Origin of the sequence: Myroides injenensis M09-0166 (assembly GCF_000246945.1) — a bacterium.
In the GTDB taxonomy this organism is placed as follows: domain Bacteria; phylum Bacteroidota; class Bacteroidia; order Flavobacteriales; family Flavobacteriaceae; genus Flavobacterium; species Flavobacterium injenense.
The window spans coordinates 1-23,678 of the sequence record NZ_BAEX01000012.1 but is presented as its reverse complement, the minus strand read 5'-3'; the positions used below and the strand labels follow the sequence as shown (position 1 = coordinate 23,678).

The following is a 23,678-nucleotide window of genomic DNA, read 5'->3' as shown; positions in this document are numbered from 1 at the left end:
ACTTCCTCGCTTTTTTTATAGTCTGAAGAATTATAGCAGGTACAGAATAGATGAGTTTAAAGTTATTAATTGTTTTTACTTGGTTACACTTATCCAATCTACGAAATCACAAAGATTAGTCAATTCCTCGAGTGTCAATTTAACTGTTGAGTTTGAATCTCCAGCAGCTGGATAGACTACTTGGTGTTTCTTTAACGAGGTGTCTAGGTAAATTTTTGTAGTAGAAAGTACTTCAAAAGGGCAAACACCTCCAACTTTATGACCTACAAATCGCTCTACGTCTTCATATGTTAGCATTTTAGCTTTTATGCCAAAAGTATCTTTAAAACTGCGATTGTCAATTTTACTATTGCCTGAGGCAACTATTAAATAGGCACCATCTCCATTCTCATTATAGAGAGTTATACTTTTAGCAATTTGATCTTCGTCACAGTTTAATGCTTTTGCAGCTTCACCTACTGTTGCAGTACTTTGTTCAAATTGTGTGAATCGATCGCCATAATTTTTACTCTCTAAGAATTTTTTTACATCTATTGTTTTCATTGTTGGTATTTTTAAGAGTAAAATGTACAAATTTTATTCATAGATAAAAATTCATTGTAATGTTTTTAACTTTTAATAAAAAGGGGTGAGTAAATGATTTTTATTGATAATAATTGATAAGTTTTAATGGAATCTCGGATCAAAAAAGAAGAAAATAATCAGAAAGATTTAAAAGAGTGTAGGAAAAGTGCTTTTAGTTTATGACAAAAAATTACATTTTTTAGTGTAATTGTAAAGTTTATTTATTTTTATAATAGTTTACTTATTATAATGTTATTTTGAATCACTCTAAGTTATTATTATAATAAATATATAGAACTAGTCTAAATAAGCGATAATTATTAATTTTTGTTGTCTATATTTGTCAGTATTTTTAATTGTTTGATTAGATGATTTCTTTAAATAAAGTATCGTTAATAGGCGTTGTTTTTTTCTTTTTATTAACATCAATGGTCTATGGCCAAGAAATTAATAAAGTAGAGGTTATAGTTACAGATATGAATCTTGTTCCTATAGAGAATGCTTCTGTACAAATTAGTAACGAAAATCACAGCGACTTTCAATTAAGTGATCATAAAGGAAAAGCAGTTTTTACTTTAAAAAAAGGGAACTATGATTTGACTATCTTTCATATTTCTTATCAAACTGTTAGTCATTCATTAAATATTACTTCAAGTCAAACTTTTTCTGTTAAATTACCTCTTGGTGACAATACTCTTGAGGAGGTTGTCATCACAGCAGAGGAAGGTAAAGGACTTGTTACCAAGTCAGTTATTAATCGTAAAGCTATGGAGCACTTGCAACCCTCTAGCTTTGCAGATTTAATGGAATTATTGCCTGGTGGTGTTTCTAAAACTCCCAATTTAACTTCAACCAATAAAATATTAATAAGAGAATTTGGCAAAAGTGGATATAACACAAGTTCACTTGGTGTGCAGTTTGTAATGGATGGTAATATCTTAAACACTAATGCTGATATGCTTGTGTCTGTGGATGCTGATCAAGGTGTTGGTTCTCATTTCAATGTGGCAGCAAATAGACAAACTAATTCTATAGGGGTAGATATGCGTACACTCTCAACAAACGATATTGAAAGTGTGGAAGTTATAAGGGGTATTCCCTCAGCTTCTTATGGAGACTTGACCTCTGGATTAGTACTAATTAATCGTAAAAGTGGTCATACAGATTGGCAAGCTAGATTAAAAGTAGATGGATATAGTAAGCAATATTATATAGCAAAGGGATTATCGCTATCTCCTACATGGGATTTGAATGTAAGTTTTGATTTATTAGATGCTAAGTCTGACCCTAGAGATATCTATGAAACTTATAAACGTATTACTTCCTCAATTCGTTCTAAGAAACAATTTAATTTTCAGAATAACCATTCACTTACTTGGAAATCGAATCTAGATCTAAATGGAAATATTGATGATGTAAAAGTGGATCCAGATGATGATGTTGTAGATGTTGATAGGTATAAAAATAATCGATATACACTTTCATTCTCAAATAACTTTGACTATGTATTTAATAGAGAAAGCCTTTTTAAAAACATAGAATTAAAGACAAGTGTACGCCAAGGTTTTGAAGACTTAAAACAAACTAAGTTTGTTCAAATGCCTGGAGCAACAGTTATATCTACCGCTTTTGAACAAGGTGTTAATGATGGTTATTTCCCAGAATTGAGCTATATTTCTTATTTACATACTGAGAGTAAACCACTAGATATCAATACAAAACTGCAGGCTAATTTAGATTTTAAAATAGCTGAGATTAATAACGATATTGAATTTGGTATTGATTACAAATACTCAAAGAATAATGGTCGAGGACAAATGTATGATTTGCTAAAACCACCTACAGCAACTACTCGTACACGTCCACGCGCATTTAAAGATATTCTTGCATTTCAGAATATAGCTTTTTTTGCTGGAGATAGAATACAATATAGAATATCAGATCATAGATTAGCTCTATATGGAGGAGTACGAATTTCAAAAATGCTTGGAGTAAATGATAGTTATGCTATAAGTAAAAAAGTTTATGTAGAACCACGCGTTAATTTTCAGTGGTCATTGCCAAATCTTAAGTTGGGAAGCGATTTCTTGAAAACAGATGTTACCTTAGGTTATGGTGAGCTTTATAAGCAACCTACTTTAATGATGCTCTATCCAAATAAATCGTACTTAGATTTTCAGCAATTAAACTACTATCACCCTAATGAAGCGTATCGATACGTGAATTTTATGACTTATGTTCAAGATAAAACAAATTACGATTTATTAGCAGCTAAGAATACTAAAAAAGAGGTGCGTTTTGATTTTAGCTATAAAGGACATAGTGCTTTTATTACCTATTTTGATGAGAAGATGCCCACAGGATTCAGAAATATGAGTGCCTATAATTCCTATGATTACAAAAGATATGATACATCAGGGATTGATCATCAGACAGTAACTAGTAAGCCTGATATTAATGAACTTCCTTATGAAGAAAGAACCACCTGGGATGTAATTGGAATGAATCAAAATGGGAGTAGTACTTACAAACGTGGGATAGAATTTGGTTATAATTCTCCAAGATTTGAGTCAATAGGTACAAGATTTACTCTAAGTGGAGCATGGTTTAAAACCATTTATGAAAATACAAAATATATTGAATGGAAACCTACTATGTCAATAAATGGTGGAAATATTCCTTATGTAGGTATTTATGCAAATGATGAAGGATATGATAAAGGGGGAATGCGTTTTAACCTTGTAATTGATACCTACGTAAAATCATTAGATATGTCTGTTTCGTTGTCACTACAAGGAGAATTATATTTAAATGATCGAAGAGCTTTCAAATCTGATACTCCAATTTATTATAAAGATTACGAAGGAAATATTTTTGATTATACGCAGGCTGATAGGACTGATATTTATAAACAATGGTTAATTAGACCTGTTTCTTCAACAGATAATCTTGATTTCAAATATGGATATGATTTAACTTCAAATCTAAAAGTAACCAAGAAAATATTTGACAAAGTCAAGGTCTCTTTCTTTGTCAATAATATCTATACGAAAATACGACCATATTATTATTTAGGTGATACTAAGATTAATTTACGTGCTTATAGTACACCTTATTTTGGAATGGAAATGACTTATAATTTTTAAAAAATAAAATAATAAATAAATATGAAAAAAAGAATTTTAGCCTTATTTGTAGCTCTTTTGAGCTTAACGATTACTACTACATCATGTAGCAGTGATGATAATACGACAGAGATTGTTCAAAGAGAAAGTAAACTGACAGTTAATTTAAAATCTGATAAAATTAAAGAGTTCTTAAAAGTTGATTTAACTATTACAGAAACTAATACTGGAAAAGTAACTCAAGAAAAATTAGAAGGTGGACAATCATCAATTAGTCTTCTAACAGGAAGTTATAAGATTGTTTTAGATGGTAGAGCAATTTCTATAGATGATGAGGAAATAGGAGTAGGAGGAACGACTGTTGTTGATTTAGTTAAAGAAACACAGAGTGTAGAGATAGAGGTAGTGGCTAAGGCTTTTAATGATGATTTTATTATAGAAGAAATATTTTTTGTAGGCGTTCGTACTTTGGAGGATAAATCTTTTAATAATAGTAAATATTTTAAAATTGTAAACAATACGGATAAAGTTTTAAATACAGGTGGTCTTTTAATTCTTCAGTCTGAATTTTTATCTAATGTTAATAACAATGTTACTCCAGATAAAAGATCTAGTGCTATGGCCGTTAAAGGTGTAATAATGATTCCAAGTGATTTAGGTAAAGACGTTGCTCCTGGAGACTTTATAATAGTGGCTGATAATGCTGTAGATCATAGAACGCCAAACGTACCAGCTTTTGATTTAAGTAAAGCTGATTACGAATATCCTAATCTAGAAAATCCAAAATTGGGTCAAGTAGATAATCCTCTTATTCCAAACGTACCTGTTATTTACAGTACTATGAATTTTAATATGTTTTTTATGAATAACAGAGGAACAGAGTCATTTGCTTTAGCTCGTTTTCCAAAGGGAGAGGATCCAGAGACATGGATGACTAATTACAAATATGACTATGAATATCCAAACAAAGCAGGTAAAATTACTAAGAAAAGTGTTTACGAAGTACCTAATAGTTGGATAATCGATGGAGTGAATTTAGCGATTAAAGAAGAGATTAATCTAGTGATATTAGATCCTTCTATTGATAATGGATGGACTGGTATAGGTGATGTTAATCACGATAAAACACGTTTTGGAAAAACAGTTCGTAGAAAAGTAATCGGTACCAATAGTGAAGGAAGAAATATTTATAAAGACACTAATAATTCGGTAGAAGATTTTGTACAAGCTTCTGAGCCAAGTGTAGCAAATGGAATTGTTCATTAATAAATTTTAAACAATGAAAATTAATAAACTCTTTTTTCTTATTATAGTTTGTTTGCCCTTACAAGTAATATATGGGCAGCAAAGAGTTGATTCTTTATCTTTTTTTAGGAAAATAGAAAACCAATATCAAATAGAAAGAGAGTTTAAAAGTAATTATTACTATAATCCAGCTAATAAACTGGATTATAGTAATTTTTCTTTTTCTAATTTTGAGGTAGCTTACAATAAGCAGCGTGACAAAAAGTATTTATTGCAAGGGGGAGATGATAAGCAAACCTTTGCTGTAAGAAGTAATTCATATAAGAGAATAAAAGATAACCAAGTTTTATGGGGAGCGGTTTCTTATCAGAACCAGAAACAAAAAAATGTGCAATGGAATAGTATTATTGACCTTGATAAAATAGGACCTTATGTATTAGGCGATTCTGTAAAAGGAATCAATAAAATGGAGGTTTATAGTTTCACAGGAGGCTATGCAAAAGCATTTAATCGTTTTGGATTTGGTTTGTCAATGCGCTATAATGCTACTTCTAACTATCGCGATTCGGATCCTAGACCAAAAAGTACATCATCTGATATTTTAATATCACTTGGGGCTAGTTATAATTTTTATAAGCAGTATAAAGTTTCTTTTATAGGAGCCATAAATCATTACACGCAAGATACTAATGTTAGTTATGTGAGTAAAATAAGAAAAGCTGCTGCTTATCAAATGATAGGATTAGGGGTGTATAATAATTTCTTTAGTAATGCACCTACAACAGCTTATTATAGGGGTAATGGATATACAACGGGATTGTCATTAGGCAGAGAGAATGATATAGCATTGAATATCACTTATTCAAAGTCAAATTTAGAAAAAGAAGCTAAAAGAGGGAATGGAAATGAATATTATACCATAAACGAATTAGATACTTCAATATTTACTATAGAAGCAATAAAGCAAATTAGTTTCAGTAATCATACAATACTAGGAAAAGTTAAATATGATAATGTAAAAAAAGATGGTATTGATGTATTGTATTCAAATAACACTTCTTATATTACTAAGCTTTTGGAGAAAAAACTTTATAAATATCAAGAGAATAATACCTTGATTGAAGCTTTGTATAAATATAATGCTGGTCATTATACTTTATCAGTACAACCTTTTTTCTCTTATCAAAAAGTGAAAGAGCATTTAAAAGAATATGAGCGAAGACAAGAGTTTACCTATAATAACTATGGCGTGGATGTAGCTTATATGCAACAATTAAATAAAAAAAATCTATTAACCATAAAACCTTACCTGGCATTACGCAAAGCGACAAAAAGTGTAAATGCTTTAAAAATAGAGGATAATAAGGAAGGTATTAAGCAGTGGTTAATTAATGATTTTGAGGTTTTATCATCAGATTATACAACTTATGGGGCTGTGTTACGATATGATTATTTCATTAAAAACAACATAGGTTTATACATCAGCGGTGATTTACAAAAATTAAAATACAAAAATTATAAATCTAACGATTATTACGGAGTAACTCTAGGGGTTACTTTTTAATACTTAAATTAAACAATAAAAATGAAAAAGGTAATCTATGTATTATCTGGATTTTTTGCTCTAGGTCTTTTGAGTTTTACTTCTGTGTTTCAAGAAGTATTAAAAGAAGGAGATCCAGAGTATCTTGCAATTATTGATAGCTATAAAAAAGATATTAAAGATTGGCCTGTGCCTACTATTGATAAAGGGGTAGATTGGAAAGAGTTTGAAAGTATCAAACGCGACACAAGCTTTTTCACAACGCAAGAAATACCTGAAGTAGTGTTAGGTAAAATGTTGTTTTTTGATCCGAAACTTTCTAAATCTGGACAAATTTCATGTAGTTCATGTCACGATCCTGAGATGGGATGGACAGATAGAAGACGTGTAGCATTAGGACATGATCATTTAGAAGGGATGCGAAATACACCAAGTTTATACAATATGGCAAATCGTACTGTATTTTTTTGGGATGGTAGGGCAAGTTCATTGGAACAACAAGCTAGTGGTCCACTCACTGCGCATAATGAAATGGCAATGAATATAGAAGAGTTACCCTCGAGATTGAGTCATTTAGAAGGTTATGCACCTTATTTTGAAGCGGCATTTGGAGACAAACAGGTAACCTATGACCGTATAGTAGGGGCATTGGCAACTTTTCAAAAAACGATTAAAAGTCAGCCAAGTAGAGTAGATCTTTTTATAGATGGAAAGTATGATGCACTAAGTGATCAAGAGATTTATGGAATGCATCTTTTCCGTACTAAAGGCAGATGTATGAATTGCCACTACGGCAAGGATTTGACAGATGATAGTTTTCACAATATAGGTTTAACATATTATAAAAGATTATACGAGGATCTTGGAAGGTATAATATTACTAAAGATCCGGATGATGTAGGAAAGTTTAAAACCCCTTCATTGCGTGATTTATTACTAACTAGACCATGGATGCACAATGGATTATTCGATAATCTGGAAGGTATTGTAAATATATATAATAGTGGAATGCATATGATAGATCCAACACCAGAGAAGAAAGCTGCAGACCCACTATATCCTGTTACAGATTCTTTAATGCAACCTTTAAAATTAAGCCGTGAAGAGGTAAAATCTATAGTGGCTTATTTAGAAGCGCTATCTGGAACGCGTTATAAGATGCGTCGTCCAGAGATAATAAGAAATTAAAACTATAGACTCGCTCTTAATTACGAAAAATAAATAATTTACTGCATAAGCATTATAATTTTCTTTTGTTTTTTATTGTTTTAAGATTTTTATTTGTAATTTGACCTACATTAGTAGCAATATTAAATAAGCTACTAAAGAAGAGAAAATTTAAGTAAGAAGATGTAATTTAAGAGGTGATGAGGATAGTAAAATGGTTATTTGTTCTTTTTGTCCTAGCTGCATGTAATAATAAAAAATGCAAAAAAGACCATCAAGAAATAAAAGAAGAGAGTAAGCAAGAAGTAGAGCAGTTTACTGATACCCTAGTTTGTAAATTTTCTAAATGGGAAGACCCAGAAGGAAATAAACTAGAAGTTACTTATGATCATTTAAATGAGTGGGTATATATAAGCTTTAATAGCGAGCCAGATGTATTATTACCTTTAATACATGATGATGATGGGGATCTTTATAGAGATGATATTTATAAATATTTCGAAGTAGATAAAAACATTAAATTATATAAGAATGATATTTTGATTTTCGATTATTAATTTGTTAATTATTGAAAATTATATTATATTTATTGAGTCAAGTGTTTTAATAACAAAAAAATAAAGAGCAGTTTTCTAATTATTGAGGAAGACTGCCTTTTTTATTTTACGCAACTTGAGGTTTTAATTTGTATAATCTATTATATGTTTTTTCATTGTTTTAGACAACTTAATCCCTTAATTAACGTTGTATAGTAGAGATGGAAGATTTATCATTAACTTTGAATATTAGACGAAATTTATAACATGAAGATTGGTTTGAATAAGTTAGTATGGTGTGTTTTATTCTGTAGTTTAAATTTTGTAACCTTTGCAAAAGGTAAGCCAAGTCTTAAACGAGCAGATAAATACTATAAGAATACAGAATATAGCAAAGCAGCTGAAGAATATAAACGATTAGATTATGGTAGACGAACAGATACTTATATTTATTTGCAGTTAGCTGATTGTTATGATAGATTAGATCGCATTGTTGAGGCTTCTAAATACTATGGTAAAGCTATTTTAAAAGATCCTGATGTTTCTGCTGATATTTATTATCGATATGCTAAAGTTTTACAGAAAAGCGGTAGGCAAGAAGTGGCGCGTGATATGATGGATGATTTTGCAGAACTTGCACCTACGGATTCTAGAGCAAAAGACTTTTTGCACAATCCTGATGCATATTATGATTTATCAAAACTCCCTGAAAAGTTTATGTTTCAAGAGTCAGGTCTAAATGATCGATTCTATGATGATTTTGGTGCTGTTCTAACAAAGAATGATACTTTATATTTTGTATCTAATCGCACAAAACAAGAGAAGAAATTCATGCGTAAAATCTTTGAAGTTAGAGACAAATATAAGCGCAGACCAAACTATGATATATACCAAGCTGAGTTTAAATCTGTACAGGAGCCAATATTTACTGCTACAAGATTAAAAGGGAGAATAAATAGAAGATTTAATGATGGTATTGTTGCTCCTTCACTAAACGATGATAAGAAAATGTATTTTGCTTCAGAATCTTACCGTTATCCTCGTTATAGAAACAATAAAACGGTAAAACATCGAGATCGTATTATGAATCTTTTTCAAGCTACACTAAAGAATAAAAAATGGAAGAAGATTAAAAAGCTACCTTTTACTACCGCTGGATATACTTACCAAAGTCCCTCAGTGAGCCCTGATGGTAAATATTTATATTTTGCTTCTAATATGGAAGGTAGTTATGGTGAACTTGATATATGGCGTGTAGAACTATTAGAAGATGATGACTATGGAGAACCTGAGAATATGGGGAGTGTAATTAATTCAGGCACACGAAATGATTACCCATTTGTAAGTGAAGATAATATACTTTATTTCTCATCAGATAGATGGGGCGGATATGGAGGATTTGATATTTATAGTATAGATTTAAATGATTCAAAAGCTAAAGTTGTTAATATAGGAGCACCAATAAATTCGGCTCGTGATGATTTTGCATTTACTTATTATCCAGATAGAAAAATAGGCTTCTTTTCATCAAATCGAATAGGGAGAACAGATATTTATAAAGCGATTCCAATATGTAAAGTTGATATTGAACTAAGAGTAAAGAATAAGAGCTTTAATAAAGAGGTAAGTGATGCAATTATTGAGTTTACTAATAGTAGAAGAAGAATAGAAAATAAAGCAGTTACTGATAAGGGAGGAATAGCTTTAGGACAATTAGGTTGCGATGATTCATATTCAATTAAAGTTTCACATCCTGATTATTTAGATGAAATAGTTGAAATTTCTGTAAAAAAAGGTGATAGTAAACAAATAATTGAAGTACTACTTCATCCTTTGGAAGAATTAATGATAGAAGAGGATCGTATTACTCTAGAGGAAATACATTTTGCATTTGATCAAAAAGAAATCACATTAGAGAGTAAGTTTGAACTAGATAAACTTGTTAAGGTGATGAAACGCTATGTTTCTATGCGAATAAAGGTAGCTTCACATACTGATAGTAAAGGACGTACAGAGTATAATCTTAAGTTATCTCAGGATAGGGCAAAAGCTACCGTGGAATATCTAATTAGTCAAGGAATAGAACAAGAAAGATTAGAATATCAAGGCTATGGATCGCAGGATTTAAAAATTAAATGTGAACCATGTACAGAATGGGAAGATGCCCAAAATAGAAGATCTGAATTTATAATTTTGAAGAAATAAAATTACTTATCCTTTAATGAAAAGGCAGACATTATAATCAATAATGTCTGCCTTTTTTTACATATAATTTGTTATTTGCTTTTCCATACACCATAGTAGGGTAACTTTTTTTTCAGATTATCTACCTTCGCTAAAAATAAAGTATGCTTTACGGATTTCCGCACTTCAGGTAATGAATAGATAGTTAATTTTGGTTACAATTAATAATGAAGTTAATTAATAAATGTAATTAAAATATAATCCTATGGTAAGGAAAAAACTAACAAGAATAGTGCTTGTTTTAACACTTTTAGTAAGTTTCTTAGCTTGTAAAGATTCAGATTCTGTAAATAAAAAAATACAAACGTTTGATAAAAATCAGCCCATTAATCAAAACGAATTTGAAGATGTAAAGCAACTGATAATAGATAACTCAGATCAGAGAAAATATAAGGGTTTTTTTGACGAGCAAGGACATATAATTGATAGTAAGGTAGAGGGGTATTTGAAAAAAGCAGGATTTGAAATTTTACTAGAGCAAGATAAAAAAGAAATCTCTAAAATTAATTTTTACTTAGAATCTTCAGGAAGTATAGATGGGTATTTACAGGGGAATACGAGTTATAAGAATGATATTATAGATTTGATTGTAGATCTTAAGAACTTTTATTCTGTTGAAAATATTAATTTGAGTTATATCACCAATAAAATTACCCCTTTAAATATAACAGAAGATACTAATGATATCACTAATGCCCTTAGTGTACAGTCTTTTCGTAAGGCAGGAAATCGAGCTAATAGCGATTTAAATCAGATATTAAATATGTCCTTCAATATTCAAGATGACACAGAGGTAACTTTCGTTGTATCGGATATGATTTATTCTATAAATGGTGCTAATGTATTGTCTTTATTGAATGCGCAAAAAAGTTTTATAAAAGATGCTTTTAATAAAGCTTTAAAAAAAGATTCAGATTTAAGTACTTTAATATTGAAGATGGATTCTGAATTTAATGGTGTTTATTATAGTTATAATAATAAGAAGACAATATTAAAAGCAGAGATACGACCTTATTATATTTTTGTTTTTGGAGGACAAGCCTATTTAAATGATCTAATAGATAATTTGAATTTACTAGAAAGGAAAAATATTAAAGAGTATTATTATTTCACCCCTAATTCACCTACTATTTATTATACTCTAGTTAAAACAAAAAATGACAAAGGAAGTTATAAACAAGATCGTTTAAATAATAACGCTTTTCTTGGTCTATCTGATGTTAAAACAAGTAGAGGTAATCAAGAGGATTTTTCTTTTGCTATTGGATTTGACTTTTCTAAAACATTTTTACCAAATTCATATCTGCTTGATAGTGATAATTATGTCATTAAAAAGGGGCAATATAGTATAGACGAAATAAATGAATTTAATACTAGTGAGATACATCCTAGTTCTCATAATTCTTTACAACGTTTAAATCAGAATCTTACTCATGTTATAAATTTTCAGGCTGATAGCCGTAATTATACAGATTTGGAATTTTCATTGATTAAAAAAATTCCTCAGTGGGTTTTAGATGTAAACACTGAAGATGATCTAGATGTGTTAAAGAATATGGATAAAACCTTTGGATTTAAATATCTATTTCAAGGAATATACGAATCTTATCTCCTTAATGGTAATCAAGAAGAATATAGTGAATTTAAAATTAAAATAAGAAAGTAATATGAATGATCTTTTTGCAGCCCTATATGAAGGGTTTAGTCCTTTGAATTTGTTTTATATTGAAAACTTCTCCTCTGATATTTATGAAACGGGAGCTTATGTTACTATGGGGTGGTTAATGATAATTATTTCTATAGTAATGACTGTTTTATACTATTTTTTATTTTCTAATTACAGTGTTTTTTATAAAAAAATATATTGGTTTTTATATTTAGTTCTTATAGCGATTGTCAATTTTGCAGTAGCATATAATATTAGTTTATCTGCAATTGAAGATTTATATATTTCAAGTGAACAAGGAAATTATTATGGTATTAATGACTATTTCCAACTATCAATTGTAAATGCCTTATATGGTTTTATATTATGCTTTATCGTATCACTTCTAGTAAAATCATTTAGCGTTCAAGCAACTAAGACACCTTTTTAATTATGAATAAATTATACCTTTTCGGAATAGGGGGCACAGGTTCCCGTGTAATTCGTGCATTAACAATGTTACTTGCCAGTGGAGTAAAAACAAATAATTTTGAAATTATTCCAATTATTGTAGATCCTGATGCGGCAAATGGAGATGTAACAAGAACAGTTCAGGCTCTTAAAGATTATCAAAGTATAAAAAAAGAATCATCATCTTTTGATGGTAAAAGTAGCTTTTTCGCTACAGAGATCAATGAGTTAACTCCTGGTAAAAATTTTAAATTTAATTTAGGAAATACAAACAATGTAGATTTCGGACAATATATTAATGTTTCTGGTATGTCTCAAGCTAATGAGGCATTAGTTAGACTCTTGTTCTCTGAAGAAAATTTACAAGCAGATATGGCAGTTGGTTTTAAAGGAAACCCTAATATTGGGAGTGTTGTCTTGAATCAATTTATAGATTCTTCTGAGTTTAAAGAGTTGGCTAATCAATTTAAAAATGGTGATCGAATATTTATTATTAGTTCAATATTTGGAGGAACTGGCGCTGCTGGTTTTCCATTGTTATTAAAGAATATTAGAAATATCAGTCAAGGTTTTTCTAATTTTAAATTATTACAAGATGCGCCAATTGGAGCATTGTCTGTATTGCCTTATTTTAATGTTACAGTACAAGATAATAGTAGTATTGATGGAGCCTCATTTGTTTCAAAAGCCAAAGCTGCTTTAAATTATTACGATGCAAATATTGTAGCTAATAACTCGTTGAATGCTTTTTATTATATCGCAGATACACATACAAATGCACAAGAAAATTTTGAAGGGGGAGATAAACAAAGAAATCAAGCACATTTTGTAGAATTATCTTCTGCTTTAGCTATAATAGATTTCTGTAATCTTTCTAAAGGTAGCCTGACATGTACAAATGCAAAGGCTGATTATCCATTATACAAGGAATTTGGTATATCTGATGATCAAATTGATTTTGGTTTTGAGAATTTAGCAGAAATGACTAAACAACTTATAGTTAAACCCTTATCTCAATTTATGCTGTTTTCCTTATACTTTAAAAACAAGTTAAAAGAGGCGGTTGAATTAAATTGGGCGAAAGAATTAAAATTAAAATCTTTATTAGGAAGTGCTTACTATAGCCATCTAGATCAATTTTTTAGTTATTATAATGAATGGCTAAGGGAAATGAGCCAGAATCAAAGAAGTTTCTCTCCTTTTAAATTAAATGTATCTGACAATAATTTATTTGATTTTATCAATGGATATAAAGCTGAGTCGAGCATTTTTGATAAAGGAGGTAAAGGTTATGGAAGGTTTGATTTCATTTTGTCAAAAATGGATAAAAAAATTGATAATAAGATAGCAGATAATGCTCGCTTTAATGAGTTGTTTTATTTATCTACAGAGGAGTTAATTAATTCAAAATATAAATTTTAATTATGGCAAAAGTATTAAGATTACATCAAGATGGAAATAATAATTTAGTGCATTGGCAGGAATCATCTGCTTATGGGAAAGCTGCCATTCAAGGAATTATAGATGGTAATGGAGAGTCTGTACAAAAACAGATTACTTCTATTCCTAGTCCTTTTGCTCGCTATGATTTATTAAAAGTTGCTTTTGAATTTGTTAATAATAGTAATGTAGATGGTAATACTATCTATCATAAAATGGTTTCTGATTGTTTAGATATTGCAGAATTACTTTTTGATTTTGAAAAACATCAAAACGATTTTAGTATAATAACATGGGATATTAAAAACGATTTAGACACATTATTACAAAGTAAAGATAATGGTCATAAACAGCTTGCAGAGACTCTAAAGTTGTTTTTAACCCAAGATGCTAAGGCTAATAATTTTGATGATATAAAACAAATATTTCTATTAAATTATAAAAAAGGGAAGCAAAAAATGAATATTATTGGTGGTACATCACCTATAACTTTGTTTGCTACAACGGCTAATAATTATCAAGGAGAAATAGATGTTTTTTTTGGGAATAGACAAATATTCTCTAGTATAACTCCGCTTTATCAAAGAAATATTGATTTTCAAGTGTATTTACATGCTTTGATGAAAAGTGTTGAGAATTCCTATAGCTTATTTCCAGCATTTTGTAAATATTTGGATTTGAATTACACATTGATAAATCCAGGTGATAAAAATTTAATTAATAATTTGACTGCTCAAAGTCTACAGCAAGCAGGATATGAAAAAATAACCACTGATAATGCAAATAACTTTGTTGAAACCTTAGGTATTGCTTTATATAAAAAAGTAGTTAATCTTGGGGAAATACAAGATTATAGCGGATTTGTTATTAAACCGAATGTTTCAGTTATAAATAGTGAAAATTTACCTTTAGTACTTCCAGTGGATGTGTTCTCTAGTGATTTAACTTATGTTAAAGCAAATTGGGATAGAAATAATAAAGCTCCTTATTATGATAATAATCCTTTAGATAAAAGAATATTACCGTTTGATGGTACGCAATATCCATATTTGACAGTATCTGATTTTTTAGAAGAATATATTATTAGCTTACCATATCCATTGAATTCAAAAGGATTTCAAACTGGTAATTTAGTCTATGAAGATGAAAATAGTACTTCTGGTTATTTACTTCCTTTAAAGGAAGAATTTTTTAAATACTTTACATATGATTTTTTAACACAGAAAATCAATGGACAGAATGTATTAGAAATTAAGGAACGAGGTGCCGATGGGCATAAGTATATCGCAGTGACTCTTCGTATACCAATACAAGGAAATAATGTTATTGTATATCAAAGAGATTATATAACAGGGGGGGATTTCAATACCAAACAACCTGATATAGCAAATAATAAAGGAGCGATTTATAATTATTCTATGGTTTTGGCAATGACTCCAATAATTAAATATCATGGAGGAAAAGACTTTTATAGAGTTGCTCTTTTTGATAATGAAAATATATGCGAGACCACTGCTCGGGTCAACTTAGTTAAAAATGGCGAATGTATTTCTACAGATAAAAAAGTTCGTCAAACAAAGAGTTCTACTGGTCAAGGAATAAGCTCAGAATTCTATGTGGTTAATAATGAGTTTGATGTGATTCAAGTATTAGCTGGAACAGCAAAAGGAGTTATGATTCCAAATTGGATTAAAGGAAAGTCAAATAGTATAGGATATAAGTTTGCTGTGGATTTTGGAACCACTAATACTCATATTGAATATTCTACCTCTGTAAATAAAAACCCTATTCCATTTGAGATTACCCAGAATGATGTGCAACTTATAAAGTCTTATGATAAAGAGAATAAGCAGACTAAGAGATATTTAAAATCTCCAAAAAATAAGGCATTAGATGATACTATTTTAAAGGAATTTTTACCTGATTTAATTGAAAATACTGGTGAATTCTTTTTTCCTCAACGTACAGTCTTATCACATAATTTGAATTTAAACCTTCAAGGAAAGTGTGATGCTTTAGCAGATTTTACTATACCATTTCATTATACTAAGAGAATTGATAGTACTAAGGTTGATGATATAAAAACTGACTTAAAATGGACTCAATTTGGTTCCAAAACAGAAGATCAAGTGAAGGTAGAGGGGTATTTAGAAACGTTAATGTTTTTAATGTACAATAAAGTAATTTTAAATGAAGGTGATTTAAATACTGTAGAATTGAGATGGCTTTATCCAACAAGTATGAGTAAGTTTAATTTAGTACAGTTAGACAATAGTTGGAATAAGTTATTTAAAAAATATTTTAATAATAACAGTGACAATTTAGTTAGTGTGACAGAGGCTATTGCTCCTTACCATTTTTATAAAACTCAAGGTATCCAATCTATGAGTAATTCGGTAGTTTCAGTTGATATTGGAGGAGGTACTACAGATGTAGTTGTTTTTACTAATGATTCTGCAAATTTATTAAGTTCATTTAGGTTTGCAGCAAATAATTTATTTGGGGATGCTAGTAATACTCAGGCTAATAAGAATGCTTATGTAAATAAATATAATAGCATATATAATAAAGTCTTTTCTGATAATCAAGAGCTTAGTTATTTAAGCCAAATTGCTAGTGATATTTTATCTAAAAATAAATCTGAAGAATTTGTATCCTTTTTATTCTCTTTAGAGAATAGACCAGACTTTATTGAAAATCATGCTTTTAGTCAAAAATTAATAAATGATAATGAGCTAAAGATTGGTCCATTAGTCTTTGTTACTAGTATTGTTTACTATATAGCTAAAACTATGAAGGCTAAAGAAATTATTTCTCCTGCATTTTTTACTTTTAGTGGTACAGGATCAAAAATTCTTAATATACTAGATTCTTCAAAACAAAAGACTTTATTGAGTGAGTATGTAAGTATAATTTTTCAAAACATTTATCAAGATCCTACTATTGAAATACAAATAGAAATTACAGATAAGGTAAAAGAAATAAGTTGTAAAGGGGCATTATTACTAGAAACCGAGGAGGCTGATATAAAGTTAGATAAAGTTAAATATATCTATGAGAAAATTAATGATGAGGGGATTTTAAGAGATTTGAATTATAAAGAGGCTGAAGACCCAGAATTTATTCTTGATCGTTTAAATGAATATAATGAATTTGTAGAATGGATGTTTAATTTAAATAAGCGTTATTCATTCCAAGAAAATTTTGGTATTCCTTCAGAAAAACTTTCATTGTATAAGAATTCTTTGTTAAAACAAGCTAAAGGATATTATGGTGTGGAATTTAAAAATTCTCTAAAGTCTCAAAATGGAAATCAACAAGCTAGTTTGGAGGAAACTTTATTCTTTTATCCATTAAAAGGGACTATAAATAATATGTTATTTGATGCTTTTAACGATAATGAGAAATAGAATGGGATTGGTAAAGCAAATATTTTTGATTTTATGTGTTTTGACTAGTAATATTATTATTAGTCAAAATACACAAAAAATAAGTAATGAACAAAAAAGTAAGTTAGTAAATACAATTGGGGTTTATTGCTTACAAATGTCTATAAATCAGGCAAAAGGGGATTCTATTAAAGTACATAATAAATATGTAACCCTTGAGGGATTTAAAGAAAAAGAAGAAAAAGAATTTACACCGAAATCTAAAACAGAAGCACTTTATAAAGAGTTTGTTAAATTTAGAGATGATGGTACCCTTATTGAAATCTCTTATTTTGAAGAAGGTATTTTTAATGACAAGAAGTACCTAGAGTTTAACGATTTTTTTAGTAAAAATGATAGGATTAGTATTTATAAAAATGATTTACAGTCTCTAAAATTATTAGCAGAGTTAAAAGTAGATACAAATCAAGAAGAGGTAGAAAATCCCAAAGATATTGTAAGTGAAAAAACAAAAAAAATAGTAAAAACAGAAGTAAAAGCTGCCGATAAAAAATCTGGATTAGCAACTAAGTATGTTGTTTTAATTGCTATTTGTTGTTTTATATTAGGAGTATTTGTACATGTTTTTATAACTGCATTAAGTAATAAAAAAGCAAAAAATAAAACTAGTAACTCTAATTATTTAACTATACAAGAACCATTAGTTGATAAAATAAAAATAGATTCTGAGATAACAGAATTACATAAAAAAATTAAGGCTCTTAAACAAGAAAATACGTCTTTAAAAGCAAGTATAGAAACAAAAACAAGTAAAGATTTAAAGCAAAATATTGATGCTATCAAACAAGAAAATAAGCAGACAATAGTAGAGTCTCCAAAAAGGATTGAACATACATTAATATATTTTTATGCCCCAGAGAATGGCGTATTTACTGCTATAGCAAAGCAAAAAGACGCTGTTTATTCTTTACAAAAAATAGATGAGTATCATGCTTCTTTCGAACTAGATATTAATGATAAAAATTTAATATCAACTTTAATTTTTAGTATGGATGAATATATCAATTGTGGGTGTGTTTGTGAAAATTCACCTAATAAGGATACTAAAGATATACGGGTATTAGAAAAAGGAGAGGCAAGTAAAACAGCAAATGGCTGGTCTATAACAAAAAAATGTAAAATACAATTCATATAACTATAATGGAAACACAAGAAACATTTCCAACTTTTTTTGAAGGGATACACAATATCTTAATTTTATTAATTATAGTAATAATTATAGCATTACAGATTAAAGTTTTTTTTAATGTTAAACGAAGAATATCCTACTATAAGAATGTCGTTCCAAATTTAGATGAGTTTAAAACTGAAAAAATATATTTAACTGAGAGTGAAATAGCAAAACTCCCCTTAGAAAAAATTTATGCCAATTTAAAAAATTTCAAATACAGAGATAAAGAGATAATGCTTAATGATAGTAATCCTGATTATGAAGCTCAGGAATCTGGAGTGTTGTACTATGGGGCGCCTATTAGTGGAGAGTTTATCAGTCAAGAAAGTCAATCTAAGGCTGTTTATAAATTGTATAATATTTCTGATAATACTGCTAATTTTAGTTTAGTAAATAATGCAGAAAAAATTCCAATGTATATTTTTAATCATACATTTTATATTGATTCTGGTTGTGAGGTTAAAAATAACTATTCATCTAATAATTTAATTATAGAATTAAAACCTGGGGTCGCTCATTATATTGAAGGGAATTGGAAAATAAGTCAAAAAAGTCAAATAAAATTTTCATAATTGTAATAAATGGAAAATAAATACATAGAAATAACAATTGTTAATTGTGAAAATAGGAACTCAATCGTATACAATAATATTCAAGATTCTGTCAATACATATTTAATAAAGAATAAAGGAGCTGTTAGCGATTTTAATTTGATTAAAGACATTGTAGATAGAAATACTGATGCTGTAGAAGAGGAGATAAATGCCCAAATACCTATACCATTATATTTAGGGCTAATGGGGACAATGCTTGGTATAGTGGTGGGATTATTTATGATTCCAAGTGTATCTAGTGATGAGTTTGGTAGTTCAGTTGATATATTAATAAGTGGTGTTAAAATCGCTATGATAGCTTCTTTTGTAGGATTATTATTAACAACTTATCTCTCTGGTTGGTTATTTAAAGGATCAAGAAATAGTGCGGAGTTTTTAAAGAATCAATTCTTTTCATGGATTCAAACAAACTTATTACCTGTACTGAGTCAGAACACAGCATCTAGTATTTACTTGTTGCAAAGTAATTTAATGAAATTTAATGAAACCTTTAGTGATAATGTTGTTGAGTTTAAAGATGTTCTACATGGAATAAAAGGAAGTTTTGATAGTCAGGTTATGATAATGGAAGAATTGAAGAAAGTTGACGTTGCCCAATTGGCCAATATCAATGTAAACGTGCTAAAAGAATTAAAAGAGAGTTCTTCTAGGTTCGCAGTCTTCCAAGATTATTTAAACAACATTAATGGTTTTGTAGCAAATTCAAAAGAGTTAAATGGAGTTATATTAAAACAATTGGATCGTACAAATGATTTTGTTGAGATTGCAGAGAGTTTAAAATCAGCTTCTTCAGTAAATAAGGAGCTAATTATGTTGACTAGAAATGAGCTAAAACAAATTGGCGATCGAAAAGAAATGATGGAAGAACAATTAATAGATTTTGATAGTAGCTTTAAAAAAGCATATGAATTGTTTAACAATCAAGCAATTTCGACATTTGAAAAGCTAAAAGGGACAGAAGCCATAGAAGCTTTAAAGCCACAAGTTGAGATATATAGCACTGAAGTTGAGCAGAAAATGAACGGCTTAATAAGTAGATTAGATGAGTTGTTTATTACAGTTAATACCGGTATTGCTGTGGAACATGAAGAACTAGTAAAAACTTTTAAAGAGAATACAAAAGAAGTTAATACAAAAATTGAGACTTCTTTTAGTGAATTAGTAAGTATAGTAGAAAAGAGTTTACTAAATCAACAAGGAATTAAAACGCAAAGTAATCAACCCTTTGCTCAAGACAAATTGTTGAAAGTTTTACTTTATATTTTTGCCTCTACAGGTAGTATTGTAGCAATAAGCTTTATCATTTATTTTGTTATTAGTTTTATTTAATGAAAGCGCATAAAAAAGCAGATTTTTTTTGGGCTAGTTATTCAGATTTGATGACAAGTCTATTCTTTATAATGTTGGTGTTATTTGTTTTATCAGTTACTATAATGAAGAAAAAACAAGAAGTAACCGAGAATCAATTAAGAAAAATTACAGATATACAAAATGCAGTAAAAGAGCTACCAACAAAATATTTTGAGTATGATTTTACTCACAAGAGATTTGCATTAAAACGCCAAATAAGCTTTGTTAAAATGTCAAGTGATATTGCTGAGAGTGATAAGAAATATTTACTTGAAGTAGGACATAGTATATCTAATTTAATTGATAGAATGCATGAAAAATATAAAGGTCAAGAGATTAGATATATGATAGTTATTGAAGGTATGTCATCAAAAGACTTGTATTTTAGAAATAATGAACTTAGTTATGAAAGGGCATTAGCATTATATAGTCTTTGGATTAATAATGGGATTGAATTTGACAGCAAGATTTGCGAATTACAAATTGCAGGAAGTGGTGTCAATGGTGTAGGGCGTTCAAATATTGAAAGTGAAAATCAACGCTTCTTAATTCAAGTGATTCCAAAAATAGGTAATTTAGATACGTAAGATATGGGAAAGAAAAATCAAAGCAATTTTTTTTGGGCAAGTTATGCAGATTTAATGACTAGTTTATTTTTTATCATGTTAGTATTATTTGTATTATCTATAGCTGTAACTAAAAAGAAAAATAGTGATAGAAATGATATCGAATTAAAGAACAATGAATTAAAGAATGAATTAGACGAGTTAAAGACAAAATATTTCGCTACAGAAAATCAATTACAGAAAATCATAGAAATTCAAAATGCTGTAAAAGAATTGCCTTCAGATTTCTTTCAATATGATGAGAGACATAAACGCTTTGCTCTTAATAGACAGATAAAGTTTGATGCTATGTCTAGTATTATAAACTCAAATGATAAAGATTTTTTGTTAGAAGTTGGTTATAGTATTTTCTTTTTGATTGAAAGAATGAAAAATCAATATCTAAATCAAAATATTAAGTATATGATCATTATTGAAGGCATGGCATCTAAAGATAGTTATGAACATAACAATGAATTAAGTTATGAGAGAGCACTAGCACTATATAATCTATGGATAAATAATAACATATATTTTGACAATAGTATTTGTGAATTACAAATAGCAGGTAGTGGTGTAAATGGTGTAGGTAGATCTGATATTGAAAGTGAAAATCAACAGTTTTTAATACAGATTATACCTAAAATAGGTAATATTAATAAATTATAATGAGAGGGCTTTTATTAATAATGATTGTGAGTTTATATTTTTTTTCAACTAGTTGTAGTCGTTGTTCGCGCTCTGGTAATGAAAAAAAGCATCAGGTAACCACAAAGAGGGATTATCCTAAGCAGACAAGATATACATCAAATAATAAAAACATTGTTTCTATGGTTAAACAAGCAGGCGTTTATCACGTTCCTGTAAGAATTAACGGAGTTGAAATGTCTTTTGTTTTTGATACAGGTGCCAGTGATGTTACAATTTCGTTAACTGAAGCTTTGTATTTACTGAAAAATAATAAGTTAGATAAAGAAGATATAAAGGGAGAAGCTAAATACATAATAGCAGACGGAAGTATAGCTGATGGAACAATTATTAACTTAAGAACTGTGCAGATTGGAAATAAAAAATTAAAGAATGTAAAAGCTTCTGTTGTACATAATTTGGAAGCACCACTTTTATTAGGACAGAGTGCTTTAGAAGAATTTGGTGAGTTCTCAGTTAATTACAAAAGAGGAGTAATTATTTTTAAATAGTTTAATGATATGAATTATTATCAGATTTTAGGAGTAGATGTAAATGCTAACCATGCAGAAATAAATAGAGCATATCGTAAACTTTCTTTAAAGTATCAGCCTGATAAGAATTTATATGAAGATGGGTATTATGAAAAAAAATACAAAGAGGTACAAGATGCTTATGCTGTTTTAGGTGATTCAGAAAAAAAAGAACAGTATGATATAAAATGTGGTTTTACAAAGGTGAATGAATCTTTAGAGGAGGGGAAAGATCAGAAAGTTGGAAATAACTTTTCGCAACAAACCTCAATAGAACATCATCAAATAAGATTGCGTAAAAATAATACTAACAAGGTAAAAAAGAGGCAATTACTTTTGACAATTTTAGTCGTGTTATTTTTAGGATTCGTTTATAATTACGTAAAGGTGTCAATACCAAAGGAATTAAAAAACAGCGAATTAGAAGAGTTACAAGAAATTACTAGTCCTGATGTGAATAGTTCTAATAATAATATGAATAAAACACAGCCTGATAAAGTGAAATCTAATATAATTAGTAATGATTTAGATAAAGAGAAATCAGTTAGTGTTGATGATAATAAAGTAGTTAATTTAGTAGATAAAGAAAGTATAGTAAATTTAAAGAATGCTTCTGAGAAACAAGTTAATACAAGCAATACTAAAGACCAAAGTAGTAATAAATCGTCTGTTATTAGTAATACAACAGTGCAAGTAGAAGAAGCACCACAGAGGGGGGCTGACACGAACTCTAATGAAGACTCCGATATTAAAAATATGAATAGATTTTTCTCTATTGGTTCTTCTATGAAAGATGTCCAAGAGATTCAAGGTAAGCCTATATCTACTAATTATTTTGATGGAAAGGAAATTTGGTTTTATGGAGAGCATCGCGTAGTATTTAAAAATGGTATAGTAATTCAGTATGTTGATCCTTATAATCAGTTAAAAATTAAAAAATAGTTATAATCTAATTTTTATATAAAGCGATCAATATTTGAGTCGCTTTTTTTTATTCCCTTATTTAAGGAACAATTACTGCTTATCAATTAAAGTGAAATTAGTTCATTTACTTTTCTTTTTTACTTGTGATCAAGTTTTAAATGATAGGTTGAGTAGTAAATAACGATTAATCGATATAGATGAAATATATCTTTGTTGCGTATTTTATACCTTTTAAGTATAATTGTTGATTATAATAGTGTTGTTTACTTTAGTTTATTGATATTAATTAGTTAAATAAAAGTTAAATACGTGTTTTAAGATAATCGCAATATTTGTATTATTGGTTACTGTATTATACTACGTGT

General features: G+C 28.9%; 18 protein-coding genes. 17 read left to right on the top strand and 1 reads right to left on the bottom strand.

All coding sequences use genetic code 11. The features are described from left to right. Nucleotides 1–75: 75 nt before the first annotated feature. Nucleotides 76–543, bottom strand: coding sequence for a YbaK/EbsC family protein (locus tag RH98_RS03375; protein WP_010250511.1), 468 nt, complete (start codon nucleotides 541–543; stop codon nucleotides 76–78). A 389-nt stretch (nucleotides 544–932) separates the two neighbouring features. On the opposite strand from RH98_RS03375, the gene RH98_RS03370 reads away from it, so the two are divergent. The 17 genes from RH98_RS03370 to RH98_RS15190 all read left to right on the top strand — a co-directional run bounded on the left by RH98_RS03370 (nucleotide 933) and on the right by RH98_RS15190 (nucleotide 23,331). Further along, entirely contained in the window at nucleotides 933–3,710 is a 2,778-nt protein-coding gene (locus RH98_RS03370) for a TonB-dependent receptor (RefSeq protein ID WP_026038718.1), read from the top strand. Nucleotides 3,711–3,731: 21 nt separating this feature from the next. Next, entirely contained in the window at nucleotides 3,732–4,955 is a 1,224-nt protein-coding gene (locus RH98_RS03365) for a DUF4876 domain-containing protein (RefSeq protein WP_010250509.1), read from the top strand. A gap of 13 nt (nucleotides 4,956–4,968) precedes the next feature. Continuing rightward, the gene (locus RH98_RS03360) at nucleotides 4,969–6,498 is read left to right on the top strand and encodes a DUF6850 family outer membrane beta-barrel protein (RefSeq protein ID WP_010250508.1); all 1,530 of its coding nucleotides are present in this window, start codon (nucleotides 4,969–4,971) and stop codon (nucleotides 6,496–6,498) included. 21 nt (nucleotides 6,499–6,519) lie between these two features. Beyond that, nucleotides 6,520–7,665 carry a cytochrome-c peroxidase gene (locus RH98_RS03355; protein ID WP_010250507.1) on the top strand — a complete coding sequence of 382 codons (1,146 nt, stop codon included), beginning with the start codon at nucleotides 6,520–6,522 and terminating at the stop codon, nucleotides 7,663–7,665. Nucleotides 7,666–7,844: 179 nt separating this feature from the next. Beyond that, nucleotides 7,845–8,201, top strand: a complete 357-nt coding sequence (locus tag RH98_RS03350; RefSeq protein WP_010250506.1) for a hypothetical protein — start codon at nucleotides 7,845–7,847, stop codon at nucleotides 8,199–8,201. Nucleotides 8,202–8,459: 258 nt separating this feature from the next. Continuing rightward, complete coding sequence (locus RH98_RS03345; RefSeq protein WP_237717503.1) at nucleotides 8,460–10,385, top strand: OmpA family protein; 1,926 nt, start codon at nucleotides 8,460–8,462, stop codon at nucleotides 10,383–10,385. A gap of 244 nt (nucleotides 10,386–10,629) precedes the next feature. After that, complete coding sequence (locus RH98_RS03340) at nucleotides 10,630–12,090, top strand: hypothetical protein (protein ID WP_010250504.1); 1,461 nt, start codon at nucleotides 10,630–10,632, stop codon at nucleotides 12,088–12,090. A 1-nt stretch (nucleotide 12,091) separates the two neighbouring features. Next, complete coding sequence (locus RH98_RS03335; protein WP_010250503.1) at nucleotides 12,092–12,520, top strand: hypothetical protein; 429 nt, start codon at nucleotides 12,092–12,094, stop codon at nucleotides 12,518–12,520. 2 nt (nucleotides 12,521–12,522) lie between these two features. Beyond that, on the top strand, nucleotides 12,523–13,962 hold the full coding sequence (locus RH98_RS03330) for an FtsZ/tubulin family protein (protein ID WP_010250502.1): 1,440 nt from the start codon (nucleotides 12,523–12,525) through the stop codon (nucleotides 13,960–13,962). A 2-nt stretch (nucleotides 13,963–13,964) separates the two neighbouring features. Then, nucleotides 13,965–17,390, top strand: a complete 3,426-nt coding sequence (locus tag RH98_RS03325; protein ID WP_010250501.1) for a hypothetical protein — start codon at nucleotides 13,965–13,967, stop codon at nucleotides 17,388–17,390. Between the two features lie 136 nt (nucleotides 17,391–17,526). Next, nucleotides 17,527–18,564, top strand: coding sequence for a hypothetical protein (locus RH98_RS03320; protein ID WP_158427106.1), 1,038 nt, complete (start codon nucleotides 17,527–17,529; stop codon nucleotides 18,562–18,564). A 5-nt stretch (nucleotides 18,565–18,569) separates the two neighbouring features. Beyond that, nucleotides 18,570–19,172, top strand: a complete 603-nt coding sequence (locus RH98_RS03315) for a hypothetical protein (RefSeq protein ID WP_010250499.1) — start codon at nucleotides 18,570–18,572, stop codon at nucleotides 19,170–19,172. Nucleotides 19,173–19,181: 9 nt separating this feature from the next. Further along, nucleotides 19,182–20,543, top strand: a complete 1,362-nt coding sequence (locus tag RH98_RS15195) for a hypothetical protein (RefSeq protein WP_010250498.1) — start codon at nucleotides 19,182–19,184, stop codon at nucleotides 20,541–20,543. Continuing rightward, nucleotides 20,543–21,151: a flagellar motor protein MotB gene (locus RH98_RS03305; RefSeq protein WP_010250497.1), complete on the top strand. Its 609-nt coding sequence runs from the start codon at nucleotides 20,543–20,545 to the stop codon at nucleotides 21,149–21,151. Before RH98_RS15195 ends, RH98_RS03305 begins: the two co-directional genes overlap by 1 nt. Nucleotides 21,152–21,154: 3 nt before the next feature. Beyond that, the gene (locus tag RH98_RS03300) at nucleotides 21,155–21,838 is read left to right on the top strand and encodes an OmpA family protein (protein ID WP_010250496.1); all 684 of its coding nucleotides are present in this window, start codon (nucleotides 21,155–21,157) and stop codon (nucleotides 21,836–21,838) included. Between the two features lie 161 nt (nucleotides 21,839–21,999). Continuing rightward, entirely contained in the window at nucleotides 22,000–22,368 is a 369-nt protein-coding gene (locus RH98_RS03295) for a retropepsin-like aspartic protease family protein (protein ID WP_158427104.1), read from the top strand. A gap of 9 nt (nucleotides 22,369–22,377) precedes the next feature. Further along, on the top strand, nucleotides 22,378–23,331 hold the full coding sequence (locus RH98_RS15190; protein WP_010250494.1) for a J domain-containing protein: 954 nt from the start codon (nucleotides 22,378–22,380) through the stop codon (nucleotides 23,329–23,331). Nucleotides 23,332–23,678 lie beyond the last annotated feature (347 nt).

Bases quoted from the DNA above. Each gene is read 5' to 3' on its own strand.
- RH98_RS03375 (WP_010250511.1), bottom strand. From the start codon at position 543: ATGAAAACAATAGATGTAAAAAAATTCTTAGAGAGTAAAAATTATGGC.
- RH98_RS03370 (WP_026038718.1), top strand. From the start codon at position 933: ATGATTTCTTTAAATAAAGTATCGTTAATAGGCGTTGTTTTTTTCTTT.
- RH98_RS03365 (WP_010250509.1), top strand. From the start codon at position 3,732: ATGAAAAAAAGAATTTTAGCCTTATTTGTAGCTCTTTTGAGCTTAACG.
- RH98_RS03360 (WP_010250508.1), top strand. From the start codon at position 4,969: ATGAAAATTAATAAACTCTTTTTTCTTATTATAGTTTGTTTGCCCTTA.
- RH98_RS03355 (WP_010250507.1), top strand. From the start codon at position 6,520: ATGAAAAAGGTAATCTATGTATTATCTGGATTTTTTGCTCTAGGTCTT.
- RH98_RS03350 (WP_010250506.1), top strand. From the start codon at position 7,845: ATGAGGATAGTAAAATGGTTATTTGTTCTTTTTGTCCTAGCTGCATGT.
- RH98_RS03340 (WP_010250504.1), top strand. From the start codon at position 10,630: ATGGTAAGGAAAAAACTAACAAGAATAGTGCTTGTTTTAACACTTTTA.
- RH98_RS03335 (WP_010250503.1), top strand. From the start codon at position 12,092: ATGAATGATCTTTTTGCAGCCCTATATGAAGGGTTTAGTCCTTTGAAT.
- RH98_RS03330 (WP_010250502.1), top strand. From the start codon at position 12,523: ATGAATAAATTATACCTTTTCGGAATAGGGGGCACAGGTTCCCGTGTA.
- RH98_RS03325 (WP_010250501.1), top strand. From the start codon at position 13,965: ATGGCAAAAGTATTAAGATTACATCAAGATGGAAATAATAATTTAGTG.
- RH98_RS03320 (WP_158427106.1), top strand. From the start codon at position 17,527: ATGTCTATAAATCAGGCAAAAGGGGATTCTATTAAAGTACATAATAAA.
- RH98_RS03315 (WP_010250499.1), top strand. From the start codon at position 18,570: ATGGAAACACAAGAAACATTTCCAACTTTTTTTGAAGGGATACACAAT.
- RH98_RS15195 (WP_010250498.1), top strand. From the start codon at position 19,182: ATGGAAAATAAATACATAGAAATAACAATTGTTAATTGTGAAAATAGG.
- RH98_RS03305 (WP_010250497.1), top strand. From the start codon at position 20,543: ATGAAAGCGCATAAAAAAGCAGATTTTTTTTGGGCTAGTTATTCAGAT.
- RH98_RS03300 (WP_010250496.1), top strand. From the start codon at position 21,155: ATGGGAAAGAAAAATCAAAGCAATTTTTTTTGGGCAAGTTATGCAGAT.
- RH98_RS03295 (WP_158427104.1), top strand. From the start codon at position 22,000: ATGGTTAAACAAGCAGGCGTTTATCACGTTCCTGTAAGAATTAACGGA.
- RH98_RS15190 (WP_010250494.1), top strand. From the start codon at position 22,378: ATGAATTATTATCAGATTTTAGGAGTAGATGTAAATGCTAACCATGCA.